29 protein-coding genes, 1 other RNA gene and 1 riboswitch are annotated in these 25,037 nt (G+C 60.0%); of the genes, 7 read left to right on the top strand and 23 right to left on the bottom strand.

Annotated features, from left to right (window positions below):
- Window positions 1–7: 7 nt before the first annotated feature.
- Genes BN1137_RS11980 through lfgB form a run of 3 tightly spaced genes read right to left on the bottom strand, consistent with a single transcriptional unit; the run spans window position 8 to window position 1,509 of the window.
- Window positions 8–691: a flagellar hook assembly protein FlgD gene (locus BN1137_RS11980; RefSeq protein WP_050718832.1), complete on the bottom strand. Its 684-nt coding sequence runs from the start codon at window positions 689–691 to the stop codon at window positions 8–10.
- A complete protein-coding gene (flgCL, locus tag BN1137_RS11975) occupies window positions 692–1,117 on the bottom strand; it encodes a lateral flagellar basal body rod protein FlgCL (protein ID WP_042641338.1) in 426 nt (141 codons plus the stop codon).
- Between the two features lie 2 nt (window positions 1,118–1,119).
- On the bottom strand, window positions 1,120–1,509 hold the full coding sequence (lfgB, locus tag BN1137_RS11970; RefSeq protein WP_050718831.1) for a lateral flagellar basal body rod protein LfgB: 390 nt from the start codon (window positions 1,507–1,509) through the stop codon (window positions 1,120–1,122).
- A gap of 61 nt (window positions 1,510–1,570) precedes the next feature.
- Here lfgB and lfgA point away from each other — a divergent pair, with 61 nt between their 5' ends.
- The 3 genes from lfgA to lfgN all read left to right on the top strand — a co-directional run bounded on the left by lfgA (window position 1,571) and on the right by lfgN (window position 3,154).
- Window positions 1,571–2,362, top strand: a complete 792-nt coding sequence (gene lfgA / locus BN1137_RS11965) for a lateral flagellar basal body P-ring formation protein LfgA (protein WP_050719110.1) — start codon at window positions 1,571–1,573, stop codon at window positions 2,360–2,362.
- Window positions 2,363–2,438: 76 nt separating this feature from the next.
- Entirely contained in the window at window positions 2,439–2,714 is a 276-nt protein-coding gene (gene flgM, locus BN1137_RS11960) for a flagellar biosynthesis anti-sigma factor FlgM (protein WP_050718830.1), read from the top strand.
- A gap of 2 nt (window positions 2,715–2,716) precedes the next feature.
- Window positions 2,717–3,154 (top strand): lateral flagellar protein LfgN, encoded by a 438-nt coding sequence (lfgN, locus tag BN1137_RS11955; RefSeq protein ID WP_269745119.1) that lies wholly within the window; start codon window positions 2,717–2,719, stop codon window positions 3,152–3,154.
- Between the two features lie 5 nt (window positions 3,155–3,159).
- Here lfgN and lfiJ read toward each other — a convergent pair whose 3' ends face one another.
- From lfiJ to rsmI, 16 genes are all read right to left on the bottom strand, one after another.
- A complete protein-coding gene (gene lfiJ / locus BN1137_RS11950) occupies window positions 3,160–3,576 on the bottom strand; it encodes a lateral flagellar protein LfiJ (RefSeq protein ID WP_050718828.1) in 417 nt (138 codons plus the stop codon).
- A gap of 9 nt (window positions 3,577–3,585) precedes the next feature.
- The gene (gene lfiI / locus BN1137_RS11945; protein WP_050718827.1) at window positions 3,586–4,917 is read right to left on the bottom strand and encodes a lateral flagellar FliI-like assembly ATPase LfiI; all 1,332 of its coding nucleotides are present in this window, start codon (window positions 4,915–4,917) and stop codon (window positions 3,586–3,588) included.
- Window positions 4,910–5,599 (bottom strand): lateral flagellar assembly protein FliH, encoded by a 690-nt coding sequence (lfiH, locus tag BN1137_RS11940; protein WP_050718826.1) that lies wholly within the window; start codon window positions 5,597–5,599, stop codon window positions 4,910–4,912. Before lfiH ends, lfiI begins: the two co-directional genes overlap by 8 nt.
- Before the next feature lie 12 nt (window positions 5,600–5,611).
- Window positions 5,612–6,640 (bottom strand): lateral flagellar motor switch protein FliGL, encoded by a 1,029-nt coding sequence (gene fliGL / locus BN1137_RS11935; protein ID WP_050718825.1) that lies wholly within the window; start codon window positions 6,638–6,640, stop codon window positions 5,612–5,614.
- Complete coding sequence (fliFL, locus tag BN1137_RS11930; RefSeq protein ID WP_198150639.1) at window positions 6,627–8,369, bottom strand: lateral flagellar M-ring protein FliFL; 1,743 nt, start codon at window positions 8,367–8,369, stop codon at window positions 6,627–6,629. The genes fliGL and fliFL overlap by 14 nt, the downstream gene beginning before the upstream one ends.
- Before the next feature lie 17 nt (window positions 8,370–8,386).
- A complete protein-coding gene (gene lfiE / locus BN1137_RS11925) occupies window positions 8,387–8,713 on the bottom strand; it encodes a lateral flagellar hook-basal body complex protein LfiE (protein ID WP_083443446.1) in 327 nt (108 codons plus the stop codon).
- Between the two features lie 11 nt (window positions 8,714–8,724).
- Window positions 8,725–9,990, bottom strand: coding sequence for a lateral flagellar response regulator transcription factor LafK (gene lafK, locus BN1137_RS11920; RefSeq protein WP_269745118.1), 1,266 nt, complete (start codon window positions 9,988–9,990; stop codon window positions 8,725–8,727).
- Window positions 9,991–10,244: 254 nt separating this feature from the next.
- Window positions 10,245–10,331: riboswitch (cyclic di-GMP riboswitch) on the bottom strand.
- A 207-nt stretch (window positions 10,332–10,538) separates the two neighbouring features.
- Window positions 10,539–12,614: a lateral flagellar biosynthesis protein LfhA gene (lfhA, locus tag BN1137_RS11915; RefSeq protein ID WP_050718821.1), complete on the bottom strand. Its 2,076-nt coding sequence runs from the start codon at window positions 12,612–12,614 to the stop codon at window positions 10,539–10,541.
- Between the two features lie 3 nt (window positions 12,615–12,617).
- A complete protein-coding gene (flhB, locus tag BN1137_RS11910; protein ID WP_050718820.1) occupies window positions 12,618–13,754 on the bottom strand; it encodes a flagellar biosynthesis protein FlhB in 1,137 nt (378 codons plus the stop codon).
- Window positions 13,751–14,533 (bottom strand): lateral flagellar biosynthetic protein LfiR, encoded by a 783-nt coding sequence (lfiR, locus tag BN1137_RS11905; RefSeq protein WP_050718819.1) that lies wholly within the window; start codon window positions 14,531–14,533, stop codon window positions 13,751–13,753. The genes flhB and lfiR overlap by 4 nt, the downstream gene beginning before the upstream one ends.
- Entirely contained in the window at window positions 14,530–14,799 is a 270-nt protein-coding gene (gene fliQ, locus BN1137_RS11900; RefSeq protein ID WP_042641363.1) for a flagellar biosynthesis protein FliQ, read from the bottom strand. Before fliQ ends, lfiR begins: the two co-directional genes overlap by 4 nt.
- Before the next feature lies 1 nt (window position 14,800).
- Window positions 14,801–15,538: a flagellar type III secretion system pore protein FliP gene (fliP, locus tag BN1137_RS11895; protein ID WP_050718818.1), complete on the bottom strand. Its 738-nt coding sequence runs from the start codon at window positions 15,536–15,538 to the stop codon at window positions 14,801–14,803.
- Entirely contained in the window at window positions 15,538–15,915 is a 378-nt protein-coding gene (gene lfiN / locus BN1137_RS11890; RefSeq protein WP_050718817.1) for a lateral flagellar motor switch protein LfiN, read from the bottom strand. The genes fliP and lfiN overlap by 1 nt, the downstream gene beginning before the upstream one ends.
- Window positions 15,916–15,922: 7 nt before the next feature.
- Complete coding sequence (locus tag BN1137_RS11885) at window positions 15,923–16,696, bottom strand: FliM/FliN family flagellar motor switch protein (RefSeq protein ID WP_269745117.1); 774 nt, start codon at window positions 16,694–16,696, stop codon at window positions 15,923–15,925.
- Window positions 16,697–17,025: 329 nt separating this feature from the next.
- An RNA gene (gene rnpB / locus BN1137_RS13550) (RNase P RNA component class A) lies at window positions 17,026–17,411 on the bottom strand.
- Window positions 17,412–17,578: 167 nt separating this feature from the next.
- The gene (gene rsmI / locus BN1137_RS11880; RefSeq protein WP_050718815.1) at window positions 17,579–18,412 is read right to left on the bottom strand and encodes a 16S rRNA (cytidine(1402)-2'-O)-methyltransferase; all 834 of its coding nucleotides are present in this window, start codon (window positions 18,410–18,412) and stop codon (window positions 17,579–17,581) included.
- Between the two features lie 199 nt (window positions 18,413–18,611).
- Between rsmI and BN1137_RS11875 the strand changes: the two genes are divergently transcribed.
- From BN1137_RS11875 to dolP, 4 genes are read left to right on the top strand one after another with little or no spacing between them, the layout of a single operon-like run.
- Window positions 18,612–20,402 carry a penicillin-binding protein activator gene (locus BN1137_RS11875; RefSeq protein ID WP_050718814.1) on the top strand — a complete coding sequence of 597 codons (1,791 nt, stop codon included), beginning with the start codon at window positions 18,612–18,614 and terminating at the stop codon, window positions 20,400–20,402.
- Complete coding sequence (locus BN1137_RS11870; protein ID WP_157433735.1) at window positions 20,320–20,715, top strand: YraN family protein; 396 nt, start codon at window positions 20,320–20,322, stop codon at window positions 20,713–20,715. The genes BN1137_RS11875 and BN1137_RS11870 overlap by 83 nt, the downstream gene beginning before the upstream one ends.
- A 9-nt stretch (window positions 20,716–20,724) precedes the next feature.
- Complete coding sequence (locus BN1137_RS11865; protein WP_042653268.1) at window positions 20,725–21,315, top strand: D-sedoheptulose-7-phosphate isomerase; 591 nt, start codon at window positions 20,725–20,727, stop codon at window positions 21,313–21,315.
- A 4-nt stretch (window positions 21,316–21,319) separates the two neighbouring features.
- Window positions 21,320–21,898, top strand: a complete 579-nt coding sequence (dolP, locus tag BN1137_RS11860; protein ID WP_050718813.1) for a division/outer membrane stress-associated lipid-binding lipoprotein — start codon at window positions 21,320–21,322, stop codon at window positions 21,896–21,898.
- 49 nt (window positions 21,899–21,947) lie between these two features.
- Here the strand turns inward: dolP and BN1137_RS11855 are convergent, their stop codons facing one another.
- The 4 genes from BN1137_RS11855 to BN1137_RS11840 form a co-directional block, all read right to left on the bottom strand.
- Window positions 21,948–22,373 (bottom strand): ClpXP protease specificity-enhancing factor, encoded by a 426-nt coding sequence (locus BN1137_RS11855; protein WP_050718812.1) that lies wholly within the window; start codon window positions 22,371–22,373, stop codon window positions 21,948–21,950.
- The gene (gene sspA, locus BN1137_RS11850) at window positions 22,370–22,999 is read right to left on the bottom strand and encodes a stringent starvation protein SspA (RefSeq protein ID WP_050718811.1); all 630 of its coding nucleotides are present in this window, start codon (window positions 22,997–22,999) and stop codon (window positions 22,370–22,372) included. Before sspA ends, BN1137_RS11855 begins: the two co-directional genes overlap by 4 nt.
- An 87-nt stretch (window positions 23,000–23,086) precedes the next feature.
- Complete coding sequence (locus tag BN1137_RS11845; RefSeq protein ID WP_050718810.1) at window positions 23,087–23,821, bottom strand: cytochrome c1; 735 nt, start codon at window positions 23,819–23,821, stop codon at window positions 23,087–23,089.
- On the bottom strand, window positions 23,818–25,035 hold the full coding sequence (locus BN1137_RS11840) for a cytochrome b (RefSeq protein WP_050718809.1): 1,218 nt from the start codon (window positions 25,033–25,035) through the stop codon (window positions 23,818–23,820). Before BN1137_RS11840 ends, BN1137_RS11845 begins: the two co-directional genes overlap by 4 nt.
- Between the last annotated feature and the right edge of the window lie 2 nt (window positions 25,036–25,037).

Here is a 25,037-nt window from a genome sequence, read left to right as displayed (position 1 = left end):
TATCTTATTACGCCGATTTACCAAACTGGACAGCACTGAACAGAGGAACATCCCCTACCCCCGCTACCTGCAACATGATTTCGCCCGTACCCGGCAAGTTGACACGCTCGACCTTGCTGGCCACGTAATTCTTGGTGGTCGTGGCGACTCCGGCGAGGGAGGCCTTCACCTCGAAGCTGTACTCGCCGGCGGGCAGGGTCGGCAGGGCATAATCCAGTGCACCGGCCTTGCTCTCCCCCCAATTCTTGGTCGCAACCAGGGTGCCATGCTTGTCATAGACCTTGAGTTCGACCTGATCGGCGGCCCCGCCCAGTTCCACTTGCCCACGGATGCTCTGTTCATCCTTCTGGCTCAGGGTCTGGCTCGGCACCATCACTTCCTTGTCGATCAAATCCGTGCTCTGCAGCACCTGTTGGGTATCCATCATGTTGATGGATTTCTGCTGCAGCACTTTGAGGCCTTCGACCCCTTCCACCATGCTGAACTGGGCCAGCTGGGTGACGTACTGGGCACCGTCCAGCGGGTTGGTGGGATCCTGGTTCTGGATCTGCGCCACCATCATCTGCAGAAATTCATTGCGTAGCTGCACGCCCTGACTGGCAGAGGCGTTGTTACTGGCAATATCCGGGGTCGCAGAGTGCTGGCTGGCGCTGCGGGCGGTATCCAGACCGCTGACTTGGGGCAGGCTCATTTACGCTCCCTGTCCAAGACGCAGCAGCCCTTGCTGCATGCTGTTGATGCGATTGATCACCTCGACCGAGGTCTCGAAGCCGCGCGAGGCGCTCATCATGTCCGCCATCTCTTCGACCGCATTGACGTTGGAGTAGTAGACAAAACCATCCCCGTCGGCCAGCGGATTAGTCGGCTCGAGGCGCTTCTCAACCTGGCGATCCGACTGCACGATCCCAGCAATCTGCACCTGCGCGGCGCCGAGCCCGTCGGCATCCTGCACCCGCTGATAGAGGGTGGAGAAGACGGGCTTGATGGCCCGGAAAGCGGCATCTTCACTGCCGGCGGCGCTGTCGACGTTGGCCAGATTGGATGCCACCGTGTCGAGGCGGACGGTCTGTGCCCGCATGGCACTGCCCGCGATGTCATAGATTCGATTGAACGACATGATTAACGGCCCTCGATCGCCTTGGCGATCCCGGTGATTTTCATATTCAAGAAGGTGAGGCTGGTCTGAAAGTCGGTCGCATTGTTGGCAAACTTGCTCTGCTCCACACTGAGCTCGGCCGTGTTGCCATCCATGGATACCTGATAAGGAATGCGATAGAGAGGATGCTGCAGGTCATTGTTCATCGCGCCCTGGCTGATCGATGCACTCTGATCTCCTGCCGCAACTTGCTTGGCGACACGACCGAGGATCGCCTTATAATCCACATCCCGGGCCAGATAGCCGGGGGTATCCACATTGGCCAGGTTCCCTGCCAGAATACGCGCCCGATCCGCCCGCACATCGAGGGCATAAGGGTGCACGCCAAGAGCGCTGTCAAATGAGATACTCATGCTTCATCCTTTTTATGAACCAGTCAGACCGGTGCATCCTTTATCAAGACTCATGCCAATCATGAAAACCCATTATTTTCGCTGGCTGCAGCATCGCCAGTGGCTGATAACGCTGACGAAAGGGGAAGCACGGTTTCCCGTATGGAAGTGGGTCAGCCTGTTGGGCCTGCTCGTACTGGCCCTGCCACTGCGGGCCGACCCAACCCTTGTGGTGCCTCAGTTGGAGGCCCTGCTCAAGGACGATGCCAGACAGGCCCTCATCACCTATCTGGAGCAGCAGGGCTGGCCAAGCCGGGAGGGGGATTATCAGGTCTGGCTCTCCCCTGCCGCGGCACACCTGCCCAGCTGTCAGCAGGCGGTGCGGCTGCAAGCCGGTGGTCAGTATCGCCAGCCATGGGGGCGGCGCCCCTACCTGGTCGAGTGCACCGAACCGGCCTGGCAATTGCGAGCCAGAGTCGAGGTCACGCTGATGCTGCCCGTCTGGGTTACCGCGCGGGAGATACAAAAAGGAGCGGCAATTCAGCCCGCAGACCTGGTCGAGAAGGAGCTGGACGTCAGCCGGCTGCAACGGGGCTTCATTCCCAGCAACACCTCGCTGGCAGGCAGCAAGAGCAATCGCCACCTCAGAATGGGTCAGCTGTTCGGTGAACTGGATCTGCAAAAGAGCTGGGCGGTACAGGAAGGGGAAGGGGTATTGATCCGGGCAGGCCAGCCAGGTTTCTCGGCAACCACCCGTGGCAAGGCGCTGGAGAGCGGCACCATAGGTGACGGGATCCGGGTCCGCAATGCCCAGTCCGGCAAGGAGATCCAGGCATGGGTCATCGCAAAGGGCGAAGTCGAAACCCGTTTTTGACCCGTCAGGCGAGTTTGATTCAAGTTCCGGCGCGCTCGGGTCGCCTGTTACAGATAGACCATCAGGAAATGACGTTATGAAAATCACCCGCACCGATCCGCTCTATGTCCAGACTTCGCTGCAACGCAAGCAAGATGGCGTGCCTGCTCAGTCACAGCCCAAGCCAAGCCAGGGCGATGCCAGGATCAGCACCACGGCACAGACCATCAATCAGGCGAGAAGCCAGCTGGCCTCCACCTCGGATGTGGATATGGAGAAGGTGAACCAGATCCGGCAGGCCATCAGTGAAGGCAAGCTCGAACTCGATATGGATGCGCTGAGCCAGGCCATTTTGGACATGCACCGTCGATGAGCATGGCGCCCAAGTTGAGGGTCAAGCAGTTGATCATCGGGATCCAGCAAGACTGCGCTCGTTATGCCGAGTTGCAGCAACTGCTGCGTAACCAGCATGGTCTGCTGGCCAGCCACGACGTCGATGGACTGAGCCAACACAATCTGCAGCAGACCCGGCTGATGGCCGATATCCAGCAGCAGGCGCAGCAACGCTGTCAGCACCTGCTTGCATTGGGCCTCAAGCCCGATGAGAAGGGCATGGCGGCACTCATCGACAAGCTGCCCACCCCACTGCAACAGAGTGTCTCTGGCCAGTGGCAGCAACTCGAGCAAATGCTGTTGCTATGTCAGTGCCAGAACGAGCGCAATGGCCGACTGCTGGCCGGGCAGATAGAGACGATCAATACCCTGCTGGGTCAGGAGTCCTCCTACGGCCAGCAAGAACGCTTCCCCGATTGAGCGGTTCAGCGTCCCTGCAGGGCGCGATGCCGCAAACTGGCCAGCTCGTCCAGTTGACGCTGTTCTCCCAGTTCCCGCCGTTGGCGCGCCGCCAGCTCCCGCTTGTCCAGTAACAGTTCCAGCCCCTTGACCCGACCAAACTGCCTGATCAGCTCGCCCTCGTGGCGCTCCAGATCCAGGGTGGCCGTAGCGGATTGTTGCAGCTGGTGTACGAGCAGGTGACGCAGTTGGCCCTGCATTTGTTGTTTGTTCTGCCAGAGCAGGGGATGAAAGCTGGCCGAGCCGGGCTGCAGGGTATCGATCACCTCCTGCAACTTCAGTGAGCGGCGCTCCTCGCGCAGTGCAGTATCGCGCAGCCGTTGCCGCTCCTTGCCCATGGCATCAAGCGCATCCTGTTGCAACCCGAGGTAGGATTTCAGCATCTTGGCTCCTTATCCCCTGCCCAGCACCTGCTTGAGGCCGTTCACCACCTGGAGGATGGGGGTCTCCTCATGGATGCCCTGCTGCAAGAAGTTCGCAATGGCGGGATAGCGCTGCACCGCTTCATCCATCTGGGGATCGGCGCCCGGCTGATAGCCGCCCAGCGGCAGCAGCTCGCGGACCTGTTGATAGCGGCCCCAGAGTTGGCGCAGGTTCACGGCCAGGGCCTGCCAGTCGGACGGGACTACTTGTGGCATCACCCGACTCACCGACGCACCTATGTCGATCGCAGGATAGTGCCCCTCTTCCGCCAACCGGCGTGTCAGCACAATATGGCCATCGAGGATGGCTCTGGCCGCATCGACCACGGGATCCTGTTGATCGTCCCCCTCCGCCAGCACGGTATAGAAGGCGCTCAGGCTACCGTCGGTGCGAGTGCCGTTACCCGCCCGCTCCACCAGCTGGGTCAGCATGCTGAACACCGAGGGTGGATAGCCGCGGGTGGCGGGAGGCTCCCCGATCGCCAGTGCGATCTCGCGCTGGGCCTGGGCATAACGGGTCAGGGAGTCCATCAGCAGCAGCACGTCCTGCCCCTGCTCGCGGAAGTATTCGGCAATGCGGTGGCACAGCTGGGCGGCACGCAGTCGCATCAGCGGCGATTGATCCGCGGGGGCGGCAATCACCACGGCGCGGGCCAATCCCTCGGCCCCCAGACTGTGCTCGATGAACTCCCGCACCTCACGACCCCGTTCGCCGATGAGCCCCACCACCACTATCTGGGCGCTGGTGTTGCGGGTCATCATCCCGAGCAGCATGCTCTTGCCGACCCCGGAACCGGCAAACAGCCCTAGCCGCTGGCCCTTGCCGACGGTCAACAGGCCATTGATGGCGCGGATGCCGACATCCAATGGCTCGCGTACCGGGGTGCGCAGCAACGGATTGGGAGGGGAGGCAAACAGGGGAACCCGTTCACCCTCTTCTGGCAGGGGGCGACCATCGAGAGGTTGCAGCAGGCCATTGAGCACACGGCCAAGCAGATGATCGCCGACCAGAATGGTCTCTTCCCCATCGATGGGCAGCACGCGGGCACCGGCATAGAGACCGCTCATGGGCTGCAGTGGCATCAGATAGGAGACGTCACGATTAAAGCCAACCACCTCTGCCAGCAAGGACTCCCCCGTCGCCGAGTCCACCCGGCAGCGTTGTCCCATCACCAGCTGACAGCCCACCACTTCCAGGGTCAATCCGGTGACGCGCACCAAGCGGCCGTAGCGACGAAAGCCGGGGATCTCGTCAAGGTTGTCCAGGGCGGAAGTCAGCGCCTGCTGCAGGACATCATGCATCCGGCAACGCCAGGGTGGTGTTGAGCTGTTCGAGGCAATGCTCGAGGCGCTCCCCAGTGTTGATTTCGATCACAGCCGCGCGGGTCTCGATCCTGGCGTCCCCGACGCCCAGCGCCCCATCCACCTGCAACGGCCACTTCTCGCAGCGGGTCACCCCCTGCTCGGCCAACCGCTGACGATCTCCGGTGCTGAGATAGATGACCAGGTCCTCGGCATCATTCGGCAGGGTGGTCAGGGCCTGTTCGACCTGATGGAGCACCTGTTGCGGGTTGAGGGTAAATTCGGCCTGGATCACCCGTTTGGCGACCTGGGCAACCAGCTGGGCGATCAGCGCCTTCTGCTCCTCCATGCGGGCCCGGCTCAGGGATTCCCACTGCCGCTGCAGCTTGGCGAAGGGAAGCATGGCCTGATCGAAGGAGGCCCGGCCTTCGGCCAGCCCCTGTGCCAGACCACGCACCTGGCCCTGTTGCAGCCCTTTGGCCTCTCCCTCGATCAAGCCACTGGTCAGCCCCTGCTGGTAACCGGCCTGATAGCCTTCACCTTGCCCCTGCTCCAGTCCTTGCTGATAACCGTACTCAAATTGCTCTTGCTGACTCTGGGCCTCCTCTCCACTCTGCCCAAGGGTAGGGAAACGGTAGAGACGGGTGGCACCGGCCGCCAGTTTGCGTACATGCTGACTCATGCCTGTCTCCTGTTAGTTGACGGTCGGCTCTTCGAACAGCTGGAACTCGACTTCGCCCTGCTCCACCAGCTCCCGCACCAGCTGCATCACCTCTTCTCGCGCCTGCTCTACCTTGCGCAAGGAAACGCTGCCCTGATCCTGGATCTGGGCCTCCAGTGACTGTGCCATCCGTTTTGGCATGGCCCCCAGTACCACCTTGCGGAAACCGGCCTCGGTATTTTTCAGTGCCAGTGCCAGCAGATCCGCCGGCAGCTCCTGCACCAGGCGTTGCAAGGTGTCATCGCTCTGGCGACGCAGGGCCATGAAGTCGAACATGTTCTTCTCTATCGCGAGCGCCATCTCGCCATCATGTTCCCGCAGTAAGGAGAGCATCTGCTCCTTGTTGCCCTGATAGCGATTCAGGATATCGGCGACCTGACGGACCCCGTTCACCTTGGCCCCAGATTGATCGGCCACATAGGCGAGGCAGCGATCCAGCGTCAGCCTCAGCTCGGCAAGGACGTGCTCACTGACGCTGCTGAGACTGGCAACCCGCACCAACAGGTCGTCGTGTACCGAGCCTGGCAATGCGTCCAGTACCGCCGATGCCGTCTGCGGGGGCAGGAAAGCGAGCAATACCGCCTGCATCTGCGGGTGTTCATTGCGGAAGAAACGGGCGAGGACATCGGCAGGCACCCACTGCAGGCGCTGGATATCCTGACTCATGACATCGCCATAGAGGCTGTCGAGCAGGCTGCGGGAGAGGCGTTGCCCCAGCGCCAGATCCAGCGTCTGTTCCAGATATTCCCGCGAGGCGCTGCCAATGCCGCTCTGCTCACGGTATTGGTTGAAGAACTGCTGCAGCGTCCACTTTGCCTCGATCGAGGTCACCCCTGATAGGCCTGCCATCCTGGAGATCAGGCTCTGTACCTCATCTCGCGAGAGTTTCTGCATCACCTTGGCGGCGGCTTCCGTCCCCATGCTCAGCAGCAGGATGGCGGCTTTCTCAAGGTTGTCGATGTCGATATCGACCGCATTCTGATTCAAATTAGCGTTGTTCATTGCCACTCACCCATGCTCTGACCACTTCCGCCACGCGGGCCGTATCTTTCTCCACCAGCAGCTGCAGATGCTTGAGCTGGACTTCCAGCTCGGAGCCGGGCTCCGGCAATGCTTCCAGATCCAGGGAAGAGAACTGGGGCTCCATCTTGTGCTCGGCATGGATCAGGCCATTGCTGGCTGAAGTCCCTTCCAGCAGGGCATCGGCATCCCGACGCATGGACAGACCCACGGTCGGCTCCTGCGGCTCATCATCCTGCTCTTCCGACGGCTCGGCCTCGGGATATTGCTGGGTACGCACCAGGTGCTTCACCAAGGGGCGAATGCCGAAGAACACCAGGGTCAGACCCAAGAGCCCACCCACCAGGTAACGCAAGGAGTCCTGCCAGTACGGCGTCTCCAGCCAGCTCGACTCAGGTGGGGCAATTGGTACGGCGCCGGTAAAGTCGAACACCTGCAGGCTTATCTGATCGCCACGGGCGGTATCAAATCCGACCGAACGTTCGACCATCTGCCGGATCTGCTCCAGCTGCTCGGTATTCCAGCCCTCCTTGGGGCCACTCTGCTGGTTCAGCAAAATGGAGACATTCATGCGCTCCAGACGTCCCTGCTGATAGCGGGTATGTACTATGGTGCGGCTGCTTTCGTACTGCTTATTGACCTCCTGACGCTCGGTCCGGCTGTCATTCTTGGCAGGCTCCGGCGTTGCCGGATTGGGCTGAGCGGCCTGGTCAGCCTGAGGCGCCGTCTCGGGAGGACGGTTGGAGAGCGCACCCGGGATACCGAGGGCCAGCGCATCTATGGTCTTGTCGGATTTGCTGGATTCCTTGGTGACGACCCCTTGCGGATCCAGCTGCTGCTGGGTCTCTTCCACCGCATTGAAGTTGACGTCTGCGGCGATCTGCACCCGGAAATTGCCCGTGCCCAGCATGGGGTAGAGCATGTCGTTGGCGCGCTGGCGGATGTACTGCTCCAGCTTGCGGACATACTCCATCTGCTGGACGCTCTGTTTGCCAAAGCCCGCCCTGTCACCCAGCTCGGCGCTCAGCAGTTGGCCAGCCTGATCCACTATGGTCACGGCACCCGGCTTCATGCCGGAGATGCTGCCCGCCACCAGGTTGGCGATCGCCTCGACCTGCCCGGGTTCCATCGACTGACCCGGTTGCAGATCCAGCATCACCGAGGCGCTGGGTTTCTCTTCATCGCGGCCGACAAACAGAGTCCGCTTGGGGATAGCCAGGTGCACCCGGGCGCTGCGTACCGCGTCCAGCGAGATGATGGTCCTGGCCAATTCCCCTTCCAGCGCATGGCGATAACGCGCCCCTTCCATGAATTCACTGGTGCCGAGGCCGGTCACGGTGTCCAGCCCTTCCAAGCCGGCCGGCATGGCGGCTCTGACGCCCCGCGCCGCCAGCGCCATCCGCACGTGCGCCAGCTGACCCTCTGGCACCAGGATCTGGCCGGTACTCTTCTCCAGCCGGAAGGGCACCTGCTCCTTCTCCAGCATCTCCATGATGTTGGCCGTGTCGTAGAGTTCTTGTTTGCCGTAGAGAGGGACGTAATTCTTGCTGGAGGTCCACAGGATCACCACTATGGTGCCTGCGACGATCGCGGCCAGCAGGGCAATGGTCAGAATGGATTTGTTGTCACGAGACAGGGTGCGCCAGTTGCGCATCCCTTCCTGGACCCGGGTCATGAAAGAGTCGGAAGACCCTTGGGAGGACGATACCAGTTCAGTCATTACCAACCTCAGAGCGGCATGCGCATGATGTCATCAAAACCCGTCATCAGTTTGTTGCGCACCTGCATCAGGGCGGAAAAACTGAGACCGGCTTTCTGGCTGGCCACCATGGCGCCGACCAGATCGTCACTCTGACCCGCATCGACCGCGGTCATCAGGGTGGACGCAATATTCTGCTGCTCGTTGACTCGCCCGACGACGTCGCGCATCGCATCGCTGAACGAAACGGCCGATGTGTCATTCGGCTCGATGGAAGGGGGTTGATTGGCGACCCGCTGCATTTCCTGCATCTGCTGCAGTAGCGTCACCTGTGATGACATCATTTCAATCTTCACTCGGTTATCCCTTAGTTTTGAATCTGCTGCTCGACATTGATGCCCTGCTCTCGCATGGCTGCCAGCTTGTATCTCAGCGCCCGGGTCGTCATCCCAAGGGCCTCAGCCGTACGAGTCCGATGACCACGGAAACGACGCAAGGTCTCTAGTACAAATTGAAATTCAGCATACCGGCGTGTCTCGCTGAGCCCTTCCGGCGCCGCGAGTGTTTCCGGTAACAGGTTGTCGATTTCAACGCTGTTGTAATGAGGCAACATCAAATCGACGGCCTGAATATGCAATCCGCGAGCCATAATTAAGGCCCGCTGAATGACGTTATCCAGCTCACGGACATTGCCCGGCCAGTCATAGCCAAGCAATTGTTGGCGAGCGCCCTCACTCAGGCGATAGCCCTGCTGGGCGGCGTAACGCTCGATGAAGTAGTCGGCAAGCGGCAGGATATCGTCCTGGCGCTCCCGCAACGCGGGCCAGCTCATGGGCAACACATCGAGCCGATAGAACAAGTCCTCGCGAAACTCGCCCTGGGCGACCAGATCCCGCAGGTCCCGGTTGCTGGCGGCGATGATCCGCACATCCAGCGCGATCACCTGATGGCTGCCCAGTCGCTCCACTTCTTTCTCTTGCAGTACCCGCAGCAACTTGGCCTGCAGCGCCAGCGGCAACTCGGAGATCTCATCGAGCAACAAGGTGCCACCCTGTGCCAGTTCAAACTTGCCCTGTTGGCTGGTCGTCGCCCCCGTAAAGGCGCCCTTGTTGTGTCCGAATAAAATGGATTCGAGCATGGCCTCAGGAATGGCGGCGCAGTTGATCGCCACGAAGGGTTTGCCCGCCCGGCTGGACATGTCGTGGACATAGCGCGCCAGACGCTCCTTGCCCGTGCCCGACTCGCCGCCAATAAGGATGGTGGCCGAGGTCTTGGCAGCACGCCGGGCGAGTTGCAGTACTTGCAGGCTCAGGGGGGAGGCCGCGATCAGGTTGGGGATGGCCTGGCGCAGACGCAATGCGCCCCTGACCACCTCGATCATCTGCCGTGGGCTGAAAGGCTTGATGATGTAATCGATGGCACCGGCGCGCATGGCTTCTGCCGCCAGACAAGCCTGATGCTCGTTGACCATGATGATGCTATCGGCGCCGTCCAGCTGATGAATCATGACGGGGCCCGCTTCGGTCATGGCCGCCATGTCGAGCAAGATCAGATCGACGCTGTTTTGTGAGAGAAATCGTTTCGCCTTGGGGAGGGAATCCTGGCAGGAGACCCGATAACCGGAGCTCTGCAATATTGCCTCAATATCGTTTCCATTTGATAACGACGGAGAGACAAATAATAGATGCGGCTTAGCTTCAATACCGAGCGGTATTGAATTTTCCTTGATAGATAAATCAGAAAGCATATAAACCCGAACCTGTGATTGTACATGAATCAATCAACAGAACTGACGCTCAAAAATATAAACGCACCATGACAGAAACCACGCTTCTTAATTGAGCGTTTTGTCTATATTCGGTATGGAAACAAGGCAGGAATCATAGCCTTGGTAACCCCGCTATCATTAGCATCAATGCTTTAGACCGGAGGCTTTGCGTCCTGACTTTTCAGTGCAGTTTGCCTTTATCATGCGGCGACCCGTAAATAGGATGACATGGCTTTGTTGTCCCTAAAGCCATGTGACACATGTAGTTTGTTATTTTTTGTAATATTGTTTTATTTTTCTCTTAACATAAAATTGCGTCAAAAACCGTCACATCATAACGGCTTTATATGACAATTCAAGCAGATATGCGGAATACCTTCTTCCTGTCAACATACCAGCCTGGCAATTCAACTTCAGCCCAGGGTGCCAATTACTTCCACCCTCAAGTCTTCCGGTATTTCATTATAAGAGAGCACTTTGAGACCTTTTGAGAAAGAGCGGGCATAACGGGCGATCAGCGGCCTCAGCTGGGGCATGACCACCAATACGGGGGCATATCCCTGCTGTTGCAACTGCTCCTTCACCAACGGCATGTTCTGTTGTAATTGCGCCAGCAATTGAGGATCGACCGGGAAGCTGTCCAGCTGGATTTTGCCCTGCTGCTGTGACTGGCTCATCGCCGTCAGCAGGGTCTGCTCCAGGCGATCGTCCAGGGTGAAGGCCGCCAGAATGTCGCGCGAGCCGATGGCCTGCCGGACGATCTGGCGTTTCAGGGCGCAACGCACATCCGATGCCAGCAAGACCGGATCCTTGGTCAACTCACTCGCATCCAGCAGGGTCGTCGCTATGGTCCGGATATCGGTCAGGCTGATCTGCTCCTTGAGCAGCTGGCGGAACACCCGTAGCTGTTGCATCTGGGTCAGCGCCGCGTTGAGCTCTTCCGCCAGACGGGGAGACTGAACCGCCAGATACTGGCCGAGCTTGCCGACTTCGTCATGACCAAACAGCACATCAAGCTGCTCTCTCAGCATTTTACTGGTGTGAGTTGCGATAACAGTAGCGGAATCAACTACAGAATAACCCAGGTTAAGGGCCTTTGCCTTGTGGTCCGGCGAGATCCAGACCGCATTCATGCCATAGGCCGGATCCTGGGTCAGCTCACCGTCCAGCGTACCGTAGGTTTCTCCGCTGCTGATGGCCATCAAGCGCTGGCAATCCACGTTCCCCATGGCGAGCGCAATGCCGGACAGCTTGATCCGATACTGGTCGGGCTGCAGTTGCAGGTTGTCGCGCACCCGGATCTCCGGCAGCAAGAAACCATATTGCTCGGAGAGGGTCTTGCGGATACCCCGCACCCTGGCCAGCAGCTCGGCCCCCTTTTCCGCCTCCGCCAGCGGCACCAGCCGGTAGCCGAGTTCGATGGCAACGGAGTCCACCGGTGGCAGATCCTGCCACTCCAGCCCCTGGGGCTCGGGCTGCGTCATCTGCCGGGTCAGTGCCTGGGCGGCATCCAGCTCCGGATCCTTGACCCTGCGCTTGCTGACGCTCCAGCCGGTCCAGGCCAGTACGGCGGCGAAGCTGAGGAACGCCAGCATGGGCATGCCGGGCACCAGGCCCAGGATCAGCATGATAGTCGCGGCCGTGTAGATGACCCGAGGCGACGCCAGGATCTGCTGGCCAACCTGATCCGACATCTCCCCTTCGTCGCTGACCCGGGTCACTATGATGGCCGCCGCGGTGGACATCAGCAGGGAGGGGATCTGGGCGACCAGACCGTCACCTATGGTGAGCAACGCGTAGATCCGGAAGGCGTCTGACACCGGCAGCGAGTGCTGGAAGATACCGATTGCGAGGCCACCGACCAGGTTGATGATCAGCACCAGCAGGCCGGCGATAGCATCCCCTCGCACAAACTTGGAGGCCCCGTCCATGGCGCCATAGAAGTCGGCCTCTTTGGAGATCTCCTCCCGACGGGCCCGGGCCTGGTGCTGATCCAGTGTGCCGGCATTGAGATCGGCATCGATGGCCATCTGCTTGCCCGGCATGGCGTCCAGGGTGAAGCGAGCGGACACTTCGGAGATCCGCTCCCCCCCCTTGGTGATGACCACGAAGTTGATGATCATCAGGATCACGAAGACCACCAGACCCACCACGTAGTTGCCACCGATGACCACTTCACCGAACGCCTGGATGACCTTACCGGCCGCCTCATTGCCCTCATGACCATGCAACAACACGACCCGGGTCGAGGCGACGTTGAGTGACAGCCGCATCAGGGTCGCGACCAGCAGTACGGTCGGGAACACGGAGAAATCGAGCGGACGGCGAGCCGAGACCGACACCAGCAGCACCAGCACCGCCAACACTATGTTGAAGGTAAACAGCGCATCCAGCAGCCAACCGGGCAGGGGCAGGATCATCATGGCCAGAATGGCCAATAACATCAGTGGGATCGCGGTATAGGATTGGGTCAATACACGCCAGTTCACAACTTACCTCTCAGGTTGACGTAACTCGGGCGGCACATGCAAAGGAGCAAGGGGATAGGGTTTCTTGCCCTTACCTGCCTCATAGGCCCGTAGCTGCAATACGTGATTCAATACATAGGCGACTGCGGTGTAGAGGCCAGCCGGTACTTCCTGATCCACCCGAGTGGAGTGGTAGATGGCCCGGGTCAGCTCCGGCAGGCTCATCACCATCTTGTCGTGCTGCTTTGCCACCTGACGGATCCGCTCCGCCATGCTGTCGACCCCCTTGGCGATCACATAGGGGGCATTGGCGCGCTCGGGGTCATATTTGATGGCCACCGCATAGTGGGTCGGGTTGACGATGATCACATCCGCCTGCGGCACCCGCTGTTCGATCCGAGCCCGTGCCAGCATGCCTTGCACCTGACGGATCTTGGCCTTGATCTCCGGACGACCCTCACTGTTCTTGTGCTCGTCCTTGACCTCCTGCTTGGTCATCTTCAGCTGCTTGTTCAAAGACCAGCGCTGATAAGGCACATCCAGCACGGCGATCAGCATCTGCACACTGCCTAGCAAGATAAATGCCTGGGAGAGGATCCGCAGCGCCTGCTCCATGGCGGCCTGGGGTGGCATGCGGTTCATCATCATCAACAAGGGCCATTGATGCTTGAGCATCAGGGCCAGGGTTCCGCCGATCAGCAGCACCTTGAGAATGGATTTCAGCAGCTCCATCAGGCTCTGGGTCGAGAACATCCGCTTCAGGCCTTTGAGCGGATTGAGCTTCTCGCCGCTCGGCATCAGCTTCTTCCAGGCAAGCACCATGCCACCCGGCACTATGCTGAGCAGGATCAGCAGCAAACCCAGAAAACCGAACAGCGGCAACAGCACCCACAACATGCCGAGCAGGGCCTCCGCCGTCCAATGGATCATCATCTGGGGATCCCGCGCCCCCTGCCAGTCGAAACGCTGGGGACGCTTCATCAGTTCGGCGAAGAACAACCCGAAACTGGGCACCATCCATTGCATGGCCAGCCCCCCAAGCAGCAGCAGGCCAGCCGAGCTCAGCTCCTTGGAACGCGCTATCTGTCCCTCTTCCCTCGCCTTGCGCCGTTTCTGGGAAGAGGCCTCTTCGGTTTTGTCCTGGGCGCTGTTCTGGCTCATGCCGGTGTCAGCATCCTGAGCTGGGTCAGCACGTGCGTGACCAGATCCAGATAACGAGCCGGTACACCGCTGATGGAGATGGCCATGGTCAGCAAGCCCAGCAACAGGGTCATGGGGAAGCCAAGGGAGAAGATATTCAGGGAGGGGGCGGTGCGGTTGAGCACCCCGAAGGTGAGGTTGACCATCAGCATGGCCACCACGGCGGGCAGGGTCAGGATCAGCGCCGCGCCTATGCTCCAGCCGAACAGACCTATCACCCCCTTCACGTCCAGGGCATAGAGCGACGATCCCGGTGGCCAGCTGCGCAGACTCTGCACCAGCACATCCAGCGTCACCAGATGGCCATTGAGGCCAAGGAACAGCAGCGAGCAGAAGACCAGCATCAGCTGGCTGACGATGGGGGCGGTATCCCCGTTGGAAGGGTCATTCATCACCGCCATCGCCAGGCCCATCTGCATGGAGAGGATCTGCCCCGCCATGGTCATCACCATGAACAGCATCTGGATGCAGAGTCCGAACAGCAGCCCGAACAGCAGCTGCTCCAGGGTCAGCACCAGGGCACCGGCACTGAAGGGATCGAGCAGCGGCATCCCTTTCAACATGGGGGCGATCAGCAGGCTGATGACAAAAGCGAGAAAGAGGCGAACCTGTACCGGAATGCGGCCATCACCAAACACCGGCATCACCCAGAAGGCCGCGGCGATACGCACGAAAGGCCACCACCACTGCCCCAGCCAAGCGGTCAGCTCGGCCGCACTGAGCGACAGCAGGGAGTTCATCCGATCAGTCCGGGGATCTTCTGGAACAGGTCGGCGAACAGGGTGGTGATCTGCGACAACAGCCAGTTGCCCGTGAAGATAAGCGTCATCAGGGTGACGATGAAGCGAGGCAGGAAGCTGAGGGTCTGCTCCTGGATCTGGGTCGCGGCTTGAAAAATACTGACCACCAGCCCGACGATGAGGCCCGGCACGATCAGCACCGAGACCATGACCACCACCAGATTCACGGCCCCCCCTACCAGGGCCACACTCTGCTCTGGAGTCACGTCAGCCTCCGCCGCCGAAACTGGCGGCCAGAGTGCCCACCGTCATGGACCAGCCATCCACCAGCACGAACACCATCAGCTTGAATGGCAGCGAGATGATCAGCGGTGACAGCATCATCATCCCCATCGCCATCAGCACGCTGGCGACCACCAGATCGATGACCAGGAAGGGGATAAACAGCATGAAGCCTATCTGGAAAGCGGTGTTCAACTCACTCAGCACGAAGGCCGGCAGGAGCACGCCAAAGGGCACATCGCTCTTGGCCAGCGTGGTGGGTTCCCCCGAGATGCGCAGCATCTGCTCCAGATCCGGCTCCCGGGTCTGGGCCAGCATGAACTGGCGCAGCGGCTTCTCGGCTCTGGCCAGGCCTTCCGTCAGAGTGATCTCGTTCTGGTCATAAGGCACGAAGGCATGCTGATACATGTCGGTCCAGACCGGCCTCATGATCACCAGGGTCAGGATCAGGCTGATGCCAATCAACACCCGGTTGGGCGGGCTCTGCTGCAGGCCCAGGGCCTGACGCAAGATCGCCAGCACTATGATGATCCGGGTGAAACTGGTCATCATCAGCAACAGGGTCGGCAACAGACCCAGCAGGGTCATGAAGAACAGGATCTGCAGCTTGATGCTGTAATCCTCGCCCCCTGCGGCACCGGGTGAGACCGAGAACAGCGTCATATCCGCCGCCGCCCAACTGGGCAACGAGAACAGCAACAGCGCAAGCAGCAGGTAACGCATCAGTCGTTCATGCCGCCCAGCAGGTTGGTATCGACCACATCGACCAGACGTAGGCCATATTTGCCATTGACCACCACCACCTCACCCCGGGCCAGCAAGCGGCCATTGACGCGCACGTCCAGCGGTTCGCCTGCCAGCTTGTCCAGCTCGATGACGGCGCCTTCCTCGACACGCATCAACTCACCCAGCGCCACCTCGGTGCTGGCGACTTCCAGGGTCACCTTGACCGGGATTTGATGGAAGAAGGAGAGATCGCGCTGCTTGCTGCTACTGGTGGGGGCCATGTAGTCGGCCGCACTCGGCATGCTGATATCATCACCAAACAGTTGATCCAGGCCGTCCAGATCCAGCGGGTCATTCAAATTGTGTTCGTTCATGCTTCGACTACTCCTCTACCACAGTTGCAACCTGATACACCAGGCTGCCTTTATGTTCAGCAATGCGTCCGTTAAAGCAGGGGCGGTTACCGATCAGTGCCGGTACGACTTCGGGTAATTCCAGTGAGAGCACATCCCCCACCTTGAGGCATTCCAGATCCGCTAGCGTCATGGACAGCTGTCCCATGACCACCCGCAGGCAGACCGTAACTTGCGTCAGCGCCTGCTCCAGTTGTGCCGCCTGCACCCGGTGGCCCGCCGTGATGCTGAGGGCCTCCTTCGGTGGCTCAAGCCAGAACTGCCAATCGTGAGTACTGCCTCCCGCCACCAGGTTCGCCTCCGCGACCCAGAGCCGTGATGCAGGCACCGCATCCCGGGTGATCAGGTTCAGCTGCCACTCGAGATCCCCCTGGCCAAGGCAGGCAGACCAGATGTCTATCTGGTACTGACACAACCGCAGCAGCAGCCGTTGCTCCGTATCGGTCAGCCCTTTGCCATGTGCCACCTCGGCGCCCTTATGTTGCAGGGAGCCGCCGAAAAACAGCACAGCAAGCCGGTAAATCACCGAAGGTGCGATGGAGAAGTAGGCAATCCGCTGCGCATCGAGCGGGGTACGGGCCTCGACCCAGATCAGTCGGTCATCCCGTTCCTGAGGCTGGGTGGAAACAAAATCCTGGTAGGTCAGATCGCAGTCTGCGGCATTGAATAGCTGGGCCATGCAGCCCGATGCCTGTAATGAGAAGGATCCCAGTTGGGAATTGAGCTGCTTGAGTCGCGCCACATTGGCTCGTTCGACGCCCAGCAAATCATAATGAGGAAGGGTTTTGCCTCGCTCAGCGCAGAGTAGCCGAGAAGGGGTGAGCATTGCGCCGCTTGATGACATTACAAATCCACCTTAGCCATTTTTATCTCGCCCTACTGCCAAAAAGACATCCATCAGGCCAGCCGCGTGATCGATACACATAGTCCAGCCGACATAGAGCGACCGAAAAGGGCGAGAACTTTATTACAAAATTTTAAAAGGTGCCACGCGGCAGTCCGCAAGCCAGAAATAAAAATCCCGGCACCTGAAAGGTGCCGGGATTTTAAGGTACTTGCGTACCCTGAATAGGTCGGAGTCGGCCTGTAAGCCGGGTTCTGTTCCGGGTTGCCCCGGTAGCAATCATTCCTCTAGGCCAGCAATCGCTCACTGGCTCAAGCAACCTACCCGCCCCCAACGCGGGCCGCGCCAATAGGGGCCTATTTGGTCTTGCTTCGGGTGGAGTTTACCGTGCCACGAACTGTTGCCAGTCGCGCGGTGCGCTCTTACCGCACCCTTTCACCCTTACCTGATCCCTTGCGGGCCATCGGCGGTTTGCTCTCTGTTGCACTGGTCGTAGGCTCGCGCCTCCCAGGCGTTACCTGGCACCCTGCCCTATGAAGCCCGGACTTTCCTCCCCTCCGCCCGTCTGTCCCGAGGGACACAACGACGAAGCAGCGATTGCCCAGCCGACTCCGGGCGCGGATTATAGCCTTGTCCGTCGCCCCGGGTAAACCGACAATTGCCGTTTGCGTCGATTCACGGTGCTATCCGTCACATTTCAGCAGAGATTCATGCTGGTTTTTGCATACCAAGCAGCCAGTTTCACTGCCATCAAGCCTGTCATCTGCGCACTTTGATGACTCAATAGTGCTCTAGGCCATATTTGTAGAGGGCATTTTTCTTCACGCCATGGATCTCGGCGGTGAGCGCCGCCGCTTTCTTCAGCGGCAACTCGGCCACCAACAGACCCAGGGTGCGCAGCGCCTCGGCGGGCAGCTCTTCATCGACCTTGCCGGCACCGGCCACCACCAGCACGATCTCGCCACGGCAGCGATTATCGTCCTCGCCGAGCCAGATCAGCATCTCGGAGGCAGGCAGACCATGGATGGACTCGAAGGTCTTGGTCAGCTCGCGGCACACCACCACCTGGCGCTCCCCCAGAATGCGGGCGATCGCTTCTACCGTGTCCTGCACCCGACGGGGGGATTCGTAGAACACCAGCGAGCGGGTATCTTCAATCACCGCCTGCAGCCGGTCGTCACGGCCCTTGGCTTTCGCCGGCAAGAATCCCTCGAAGGCGAAACGGTCGGTGGGTAGGCCAGCGGCAGAGAGCGCGGTAATGGCGGCGCAGGGACCCGGCAGCGGCACTACCTTGACCCCGGCTTCGCGACAGCGGGTGACCAAGTGATAGCCAGGGTCGCTGATGAGCGGCGTACCGGCGTCCGACACCAGCGCCACGCTCTTGCCTTCCTTGATCCGGCCTATCAACACATCGGCCTTCTGCTGCTCGTTGTGGTCATGCAGGGCGAAGGTCGGTACCGAGATCTGGTAGTGGCTGAGCAGGATACCGGTATGACGCGTATCCTCGGCGGCCACCAGATCGACGCTGCGTAAAATGTTCAATGCACGCTGGGTGATATCCGCCAAATTACCGATGGGAGTGGGGACTATATACAGGGTTGGGATGTCACTCATGGGATCTCCGAGTGTCCCGACAATTGTGTCGCCATATTGGCCCGTTTACACTATGGAGAACTTCAACACTGGTCGGGGAATGAACTTGAACCGGGTTACAAAGCAGCTAAGTGTATCACGACTCTTCGGCATCCTACTCGCGGCGCTCTTGCTTGCCGCCTGTGCGTCGGAGCCCAACCCATCTTCCGGACAGCCTGGCATGCCATCGGCTTTCTCGGATCTGACCAAGAATGCCCAGTGGTATCTGGAGCAAGTGGACCCCGCCAAACCGGCCGAGGCCTTCACCTGGCAGGTGATGGCGGCGCGCAGCTACCTGGCACTCGGCCAGGCCAAACCGGCGGCAGCGCTCTATCAGCAACTGCAGAAACAGGGTCAAAGCCCGGTGCAGCAGGCGCAATTGCAACTGTTGCAGGCGCACCTGTTGCTGGCCCAGGGCAACGCCAATCAGGCGCTGATCCTGCTGGAGGGCAAGCCGGATGTGGCGCTCGATGCCGATACCCAGAAAGACTGGTATCGCCAGCGGGTGGTGCTGCAACTGGACATCAACAATAAGTTTGGTGCCGCCAAGTCGCTGATCCTGCTGGAGCCCTACCTGGCCAAGACGGAGCTTTCGACCAATCACCAACAGATCTGGTCCCTGCTCAAAAGCATGACGCCGTCGACCCTGCAGGCACTGGAAGAGGCCCCGGCCCCGGACGTGACCACAGGCTGGCTGCGCCTGGCCGCGCTGGTGAATGAGTTCGGCGCCCAGCCCAGCCAGCTCGCGCGTCAACTGGCGGGCTGGAAGCAGAGCTTCCCGAACCACCCAGCCCAGACCGACATGCCGGCAGGCCTCGGTGATCTGGCCGCCAGCGATGCCGGCGCGTTGCAGCAGGTCGCGGTCTTCCTGCCTCTCTCCGGTAACCTGGAAGCGCAAGGCGCGGCGATCCGTAACGGCATGCTGATGTCCTACAAGGAGAATCAGAGCCCATTCACCCTGAACTTCTACGACACCCAGAGCAAGGCGATGGGAGAACTCTACAAGCAGGCTGTCCAGGAGGGGGCCAACATGATCATCGGCCCGCTGCTCAAGGACAGGGTCGAAGAGTTGCTCAAGTCCAACCCGACCGTGCCGGTGCTGGCGCTCAATGAGCTGGACAAGCCGATCGTCAACGACAACACCTACTACTTCTCCCTCTCCGCCGCCGCCGACGCGAGCCAGGCCGCCCAGTACCTCTATGGTCAGGGCTACCGCAAGCCGCTGTTGATCGCGGCGCAAGGTCGTATCGGCTACAGCAGCATCAAGGCGTTCGAACAGGCCTGGGCCGGGGTGAGCCAGGAGAAACCCGTGGTCGCGACCTTCGGGGCGCGCAACGAGGTGCAGGGCATGGTCAAGAACGCCCTGAGTGGTCGCTCCAGCGCCCGCGCCGGGGAAATCGTCCAGCTGTCCGATGCCGCGCCACGCAGCATAGACGCGGTCTACGTGGTGGCCAACAGCCTGGAAACCCGGATGATCAAGCCCTACGTGGACATCTCGGTCGAGCCCATGGGCAGCCTGCCCATCTACAGCAGCTCAAGGGGCTATGATAGCGCGGCGACCGAAGTCGCCTCCGAGCTCGATGGCATGCACATCTCCGACATGCCGCTGCTGCTGGGTGGCTACGAGAAGCAGCGGGAACAGATTGCCCTGCTCTGGCCGCAGACCCAGGGTGACCTGCTGCGCCTGTTTGCGCTCGGTTACGACGCGGTCAGCCTGGCTGGCAACCTGCAGCAGATGCGCAAGGTCAATGCCATGCAGCAACCCGGCATGACCGGGCAACTGAGTGTGGATCCCCAGGGCAATGTCGTGCGTGTGCTGGATTGGGCCATCTACCAGAATGGCAAGCTGGTCAGCGACAGCGCCGTGCCCCCGCTTGAGGACAACTCCCATGAAGAGGCTACTGGCACAACTGCACCAGCAGTGGTTGAACCTGTTGCCGTCGGCAGCGACGAGCAAGGGACAGCACTTTGAGCAAGTAGCGGAACGTTGGTTGCAGGCCAGGGGCCTGCAACCCGTGACCCGCAACTACCGCTGCCGGGGTGGTGAAATAGATCTGGTCATGCGCCAGGGGGAGACCCTGGTGTTTGTCGAGGTCAGATATCGTGCTCACGCCAGCCATGGCGGGGCCGCCAGTTCGGTCACCCGGCGCAAACAGCACAAGATCGTGCTGGCCGCGCGCCACTATTTCAAGCAACATGCCATCAACGAGGCCAGCCAGGCCTGCCGATTCGATGTGATCGCGTTCGAGGGCGACCAGCCAGACTGGATCCAGAACGCATTTTAAGAGGACCCCATGACTGATCCCATCAAAGAGAATTACACCGAAAGCATCCAGACCAAGATAGCCGCCGCCGAGGCGCTGCCGGATGCCATCCATACTGCGGCCCAGATGTTGACCATCTGCCTGCTCAATGGCCACAAGGTGATGGCATGCGGTAATGGCCCTTCCGCGGCGCTGGCTCAACTGTTCATCTCCGAACTGGTGAACTGCTACGAAACCGAGCGCCCCTCCCTGCCCGGCATGGCGCTGACCCCCGACATGGCGACCATCAGTGCCATCGCCACCGATCATGGCTTCGAAGAAGTCTATGCCAAACAGATCCGCGCCCTGGGCCAGCCCGGCGACATCCTGGTGGTCATCACCACCACGGGTAACAGCCGCAGCCTGATCAAGGCCGCCGAGGCCGCCCTGTCTCGCGACATGACCATCATAGTGCTCGGTGGTGGCGACGGCGGCGAGATCGCCGGTTTGCTTGGACCCAACGATGTCGAGATCCGGGTGCCATCCGCCCGTCGTCCTCGCATTCTGGAAGTGAACCTGTTGACCCTGCACTGCCTCTGTGATCTCATCGATCAGACTCTTTTCCCGCAACAGGAAGACTGAAACCATGAACAAGAATATTCTCGTACTTGGCCTGCTGGCCGGCTCCCTGCTGCTGCAAGGCTGCGCCGCCGTGGTAGTGGGTGGCGCGGCAGGGACCGCCAAGGCGACCGGCGATCGTCGCACTCTGGGTGCCCAGTGGGACGATCAGACCATCGAGCTGAAAGCCGCTAACCTGCTGGCCGACAGCAAGCAGCTGAATGCCGCCAGCAAGATCAGCGTCTACAGCAACAACGGCCGGGTGCTGCTGGTCGGTCAGACACCTTCTGACGCCTACAAGCAGGAAGCGGGCAAGATAGTGGGTCGTATTGAAGGGGTGCGCCATGTCTACAACGAGCTGCGCCTCGGCAAGCCGGTCAGCATAGGGGTACGCAGCAATGACTCCTGGATCACCTCCAAGGTGCGCGCCGACATGCTGGCGGCCAAGAACTTTGACAGCGCCAAGGTCAAGGTCGTGACCGAAAACAGCGAGGTGTTCCTGATTGGTCTGGTGACCCGCCAGGAAGGGGATCAGGCGGTCGAGATCGCCCGCCACGTCAGCGGCGTGAAGCAGGTCATCAAGGCGTTCGAGTTTGCCCAGAACTGATTTTGGGTAACATTGCACAATAAAAAACGCAGCCAGTTGGCTGCGTTTTTTATTTAATGACTTTCAGCGTCGGACGTCCGCTTGGGCGCGGTGGTTCCGGCTCAGGCTCTGCGGGTGCCTCGGCCTGCTCCAGCCAGAGATCATAGCCCGGCTCCGGCGGAAACAGGGTGCCTACCCCGTTCTCCCGGGCATGGATGGCCAGGATGGCCGCCATGGGGATATAGACCTGCTGGGACACGCCGCCGAAGCGGGCGCTGAAGCTGACAGCCTCATTGTCCATGTGGAACTGCCCCACGGCCCGTGGCGCTATGTTCAGGACGATCTGGCCGTCCTGTACAAACTGCATCGGTACCATCACGTGGGGGATATTGACGTTGACCACCAGATGCGGAGTCAACTCGTTATCCAGCAGCCAGTCAAAGAACGCCCGCAACAGATACGGGCGACTGGGTGTCATGGTCGGTTCCATACTCATACGCCGGCACGGATCTCGCGCTCGGCCTCGGTCAGGGAAGCCTGGAAGGATTCACGCTCGAACAGACGGATCATGTAAGCCTTCAGCTCTTTGGCGCCACGACCGGTGAAGTCGATGCCAAGGCTCGGCAGACGCCACAGCAGCGGGGCCATGTAGCAGTCGACCAGACCGAACTCTTCACTCATGAAGTAAGGCATTTCGCCGAAGATAGGCGCTATGGCCAGCAGGTTGTCACGCAGCTCGTTACGGGCCGCATCGACATCGGTACCCGCCATGATCTTGTCGGACAGCGAATACCAGTCCAGCTCGATGCGATGCATCATCAGACGGCTGTTGCCACGGGCCACTGGATAGACCGGCATCAACGGCGGGTGCGGGAAGCGCTCGTCCAAGTATTCCATGATGATGCGCGAGGTGTACAAGGCCAGCTCACGATCGACCAGGGTCGGTACAGTGTTGTACGGGTTCAGCTCGGCCAGCTCATCCGGCAGGTTGCTCGGGTCAACCTGGCAGATATCCACGCTAACACCCTTCTCCGCCAGGACAATGCGCACCTGATGGCTGAACATATCGTTGGCACCGGAAAACAGCGTCATTACCGAACGCTTATTGGCAGCTACAGCCATTGAACCCTCCCGTCATTAAAAAGCAGAAACGGCAATGAAGCATTTCTATCCTCATTGCCGTGCGTCATATTACCCGGATCCGGTCGCTTAGTGAACGTCGCGCCAGAATTCCTTCTTCAACAGCACAGTGAAGATGAAGAAGATAACGATGAAACCAAGCACCCAGAAGCCCATGCGTTCGCGCTCCTGCTGTACCGGCTCAGCCGAGTAGACCAAGAAGTTTACCAGATCCAGTACCGTCTGATCATACTCTTCGTTATTCATTTCACCGTTGCCGTCAGATTTGATGCCAACGACGCGCTGAACTGACTGCCCATCGACCTCATGAGTGCCAAGTTCGGCGCGGGGTGTCCCCTGCAATGGCTCCAGTACATGGGGCATGCCCACGGACGGGAACACCGCATTGTTCACCCCGAACGGGCGGGTCTCATCCACGTAGAACGAGCGCAGATAGGTGTAGATCCAGTCCGCGCCACGCACCCGCGCCACCAGGGTCAGGTCCGGCGGCGGCGCGCCGAACCAGCGCGCCGCATCCTTCTCGGACATGGCACTCTTCATCAGGTCGCCTATCTTGGCGCCGGTGAAGACCAGGTTCTCCCGCATCAGATCTTCCGGGATACCGATGTCGGCAGCCACCCGGTTATAGCGCTGATACTGGGTGGAATGGCAACCGGCGCAGTAGTTCATGAAGGTGGTCGCGCCACGCTGCAAGGAGACCTTGTCATTCAGGTCATAGTTAGCCTTGTCGAGCGGGAAGCCGCTGCCAGACGCCAGCGCCAGGCTGGGCAACAAGGCAAGCATCGCAAAAATTATTCTTTTCATTTGAATGTCACCCTCTCCGGCAGCGGCTTGGTATTTTCATTCTTGCTGTAGAAGAACAACAGGACGAAGAACCCGAAATAGCCCAGTGAACAGATCTGTGCGATCAGCGTCAGCGTCGGGGTCGAAGGCAACACACCCAGCACGCCCAGAATGACGAAGCAGACCACGAACTGGGCGATGTTCAGCTTGTGTAGGGTGCTGCGATAGCGCACTGAGCGTACCTTGCAGCGATCCAGCCAGGGCAACAGGAACAGCACCACGATGGAGAGGCCCATCATGATGACCCCCAGCAGCTTGTCCGGTACCGCCCGCAAGATGGCGTAGAAGGGGGTGAAGTACCAGACTGGGGCTATGTGCTCCGGGGTCTTCAGACCGTTCGCCACTTCAAAGTTCGGCTTCTCGAGGAAGTAACCCCACATGTCCGGCTTGAAGAAGATGATGGCGCAGAACAGGAACAGGAAGCCCGCGACCCCGATCATGTCCTTGACGGTGAAGTAAGGGTGGAACGCCACCGCATCCAGCGGCCAGCCTTTCTCGTCCTTGTGCTTCTTGATATCGATGCCGTCCGGGTTGTTGGAACCCACCTCGTGCAACGCCAGGATGTGCATGGCGACCAGCATCACCAGCACCAGCGGCAGCGCGATGACATGCAGCGCGAAGAAGCGGTTCAGGGTCGCGCCCGAGATGACGTAGTCGCCCCGGATCCACAGGGTCAGATCGTCACCGATGACCGGGATGGCACCAAACAGCGAGATGATGACCTGAGCACCCCAGAAGGACATCTGCCCCCAGGGCAGCAGGTAGCCCATGAAGGCTTCCGCCATCAACACCAGGAAGATCAGCATGCCGAAGATCCACAGCAGCTCACGCGGCTTCTGGTAAGAGCCGTAGATCATGCCGCGGAACATGTGCAGATAGACCACCACGAAGAAGGCGGAGGCACCAGTGGAGTGCATGTAGCGCAGCAGCCAGCCGTAATCCACATCCCGCATGATGTATTCCACGGAGGCAAAGGCGCCCTCTGCCGACGGGTTGTAGTTCATGGTCAGCCAGATACCGGTGATGATCTGGTTAACCAGCACCAACATGGCGAGGGAGCCGAAGAAGTACCAGAAGTTCAGGTTCTTGGGGGCCGGGTACTTGGCCATGTGGTCGTTGTACATGGCCGTGAGCGGGAAACGATCATCAATCCAGCCCATGAGTTTGGCAAACATGA

Origin of the sequence: Aeromonas tecta (assembly GCF_000820185.1) — a bacterium.
GTDB classification, from domain to species: domain Bacteria; phylum Pseudomonadota; class Gammaproteobacteria; order Enterobacterales; family Aeromonadaceae; genus Aeromonas; species Aeromonas tecta.
The sequence above is the reverse complement of the archived record's forward strand: the minus strand, read 5'-3'. Positions and strand labels throughout refer to the sequence as shown.

Coding starts and splice junctions, on each gene's coding strand:
- BN1137_RS11845 (WP_050718810.1), bottom strand. CDS start 23,821: ATGAAAAGAATAATTTTTGCGATGCTTGCCTTGTTGCCCAGCCTGGCG.
- rsmI (WP_050718815.1), bottom strand. CDS start 18,412: ATGAGTGACATCCCAACCCTGTATATAGTCCCCACTCCCATCGGTAAT.
- lfiJ (WP_050718828.1), bottom strand. CDS start 3,576: ATGCTGAAATCCTACCTCGGGTTGCAACAGGATGCGCTTGATGCCATG.
- fliP (WP_050718818.1), bottom strand. CDS start 15,538: ATGCGTTACCTGCTGCTTGCGCTGTTGCTGTTCTCGTTGCCCAGTTGG.
- lfiI (WP_050718827.1), bottom strand. CDS start 4,917: ATGCATGATGTCCTGCAGCAGGCGCTGACTTCCGCCCTGGACAACCTT.
- sspA (WP_050718811.1), bottom strand. CDS start 22,999: ATGGCTGTAGCTGCCAATAAGCGTTCGGTAATGACGCTGTTTTCCGGT.
- lfgN (WP_269745119.1), top strand. CDS start 2,717: ATGGCGCCCAAGTTGAGGGTCAAGCAGTTGATCATCGGGATCCAGCAA.
- BN1137_RS11865 (WP_042653268.1), top strand. CDS start 20,725: ATGACTGATCCCATCAAAGAGAATTACACCGAAAGCATCCAGACCAAG.
- lfiN (WP_050718817.1), bottom strand. CDS start 15,915: ATGAACGAACACAATTTGAATGACCCGCTGGATCTGGACGGCCTGGAT.
- lfiH (WP_050718826.1), bottom strand. CDS start 5,599: ATGAGTCAGCATGTACGCAAACTGGCGGCCGGTGCCACCCGTCTCTAC.
- BN1137_RS11840 (WP_050718809.1), bottom strand. CDS start 25,035: ATGTTTGCCAAACTCATGGGCTGGATTGATGATCGTTTCCCGCTCACG.
- lfgB (WP_050718831.1), bottom strand. CDS start 1,509: ATGAGTATCTCATTTGACAGCGCTCTTGGCGTGCACCCTTATGCCCTC.
- dolP (WP_050718813.1), top strand. CDS start 21,320: ATGAACAAGAATATTCTCGTACTTGGCCTGCTGGCCGGCTCCCTGCTG.
- flgCL (WP_042641338.1), bottom strand. CDS start 1,117: ATGTCGTTCAATCGAATCTATGACATCGCGGGCAGTGCCATGCGGGCA.
- flgM (WP_050718830.1), top strand. CDS start 2,439: ATGAAAATCACCCGCACCGATCCGCTCTATGTCCAGACTTCGCTGCAA.
- BN1137_RS11875 (WP_050718814.1), top strand. CDS start 18,612: ATGCCATCGGCTTTCTCGGATCTGACCAAGAATGCCCAGTGGTATCTG.
- lfiR (WP_050718819.1), bottom strand. CDS start 14,533: ATGAACTCCCTGCTGTCGCTCAGTGCGGCCGAGCTGACCGCTTGGCTG.
- BN1137_RS11855 (WP_050718812.1), bottom strand. CDS start 22,373: ATGAGTATGGAACCGACCATGACACCCAGTCGCCCGTATCTGTTGCGG.
- fliGL (WP_050718825.1), bottom strand. CDS start 6,640: ATGAACAACGCTAATTTGAATCAGAATGCGGTCGATATCGACATCGAC.
- flhB (WP_050718820.1), bottom strand. CDS start 13,754: ATGAGCCAGAACAGCGCCCAGGACAAAACCGAAGAGGCCTCTTCCCAG.
- BN1137_RS11980 (WP_050718832.1), bottom strand. CDS start 691: ATGAGCCTGCCCCAAGTCAGCGGTCTGGATACCGCCCGCAGCGCCAGC.
- lfgA (WP_050719110.1), top strand. CDS start 1,571: ATGAAAACCCATTATTTTCGCTGGCTGCAGCATCGCCAGTGGCTGATA.
- BN1137_RS11870 (WP_157433735.1), top strand. CDS start 20,320: ATGAAGAGGCTACTGGCACAACTGCACCAGCAGTGGTTGAACCTGTTG.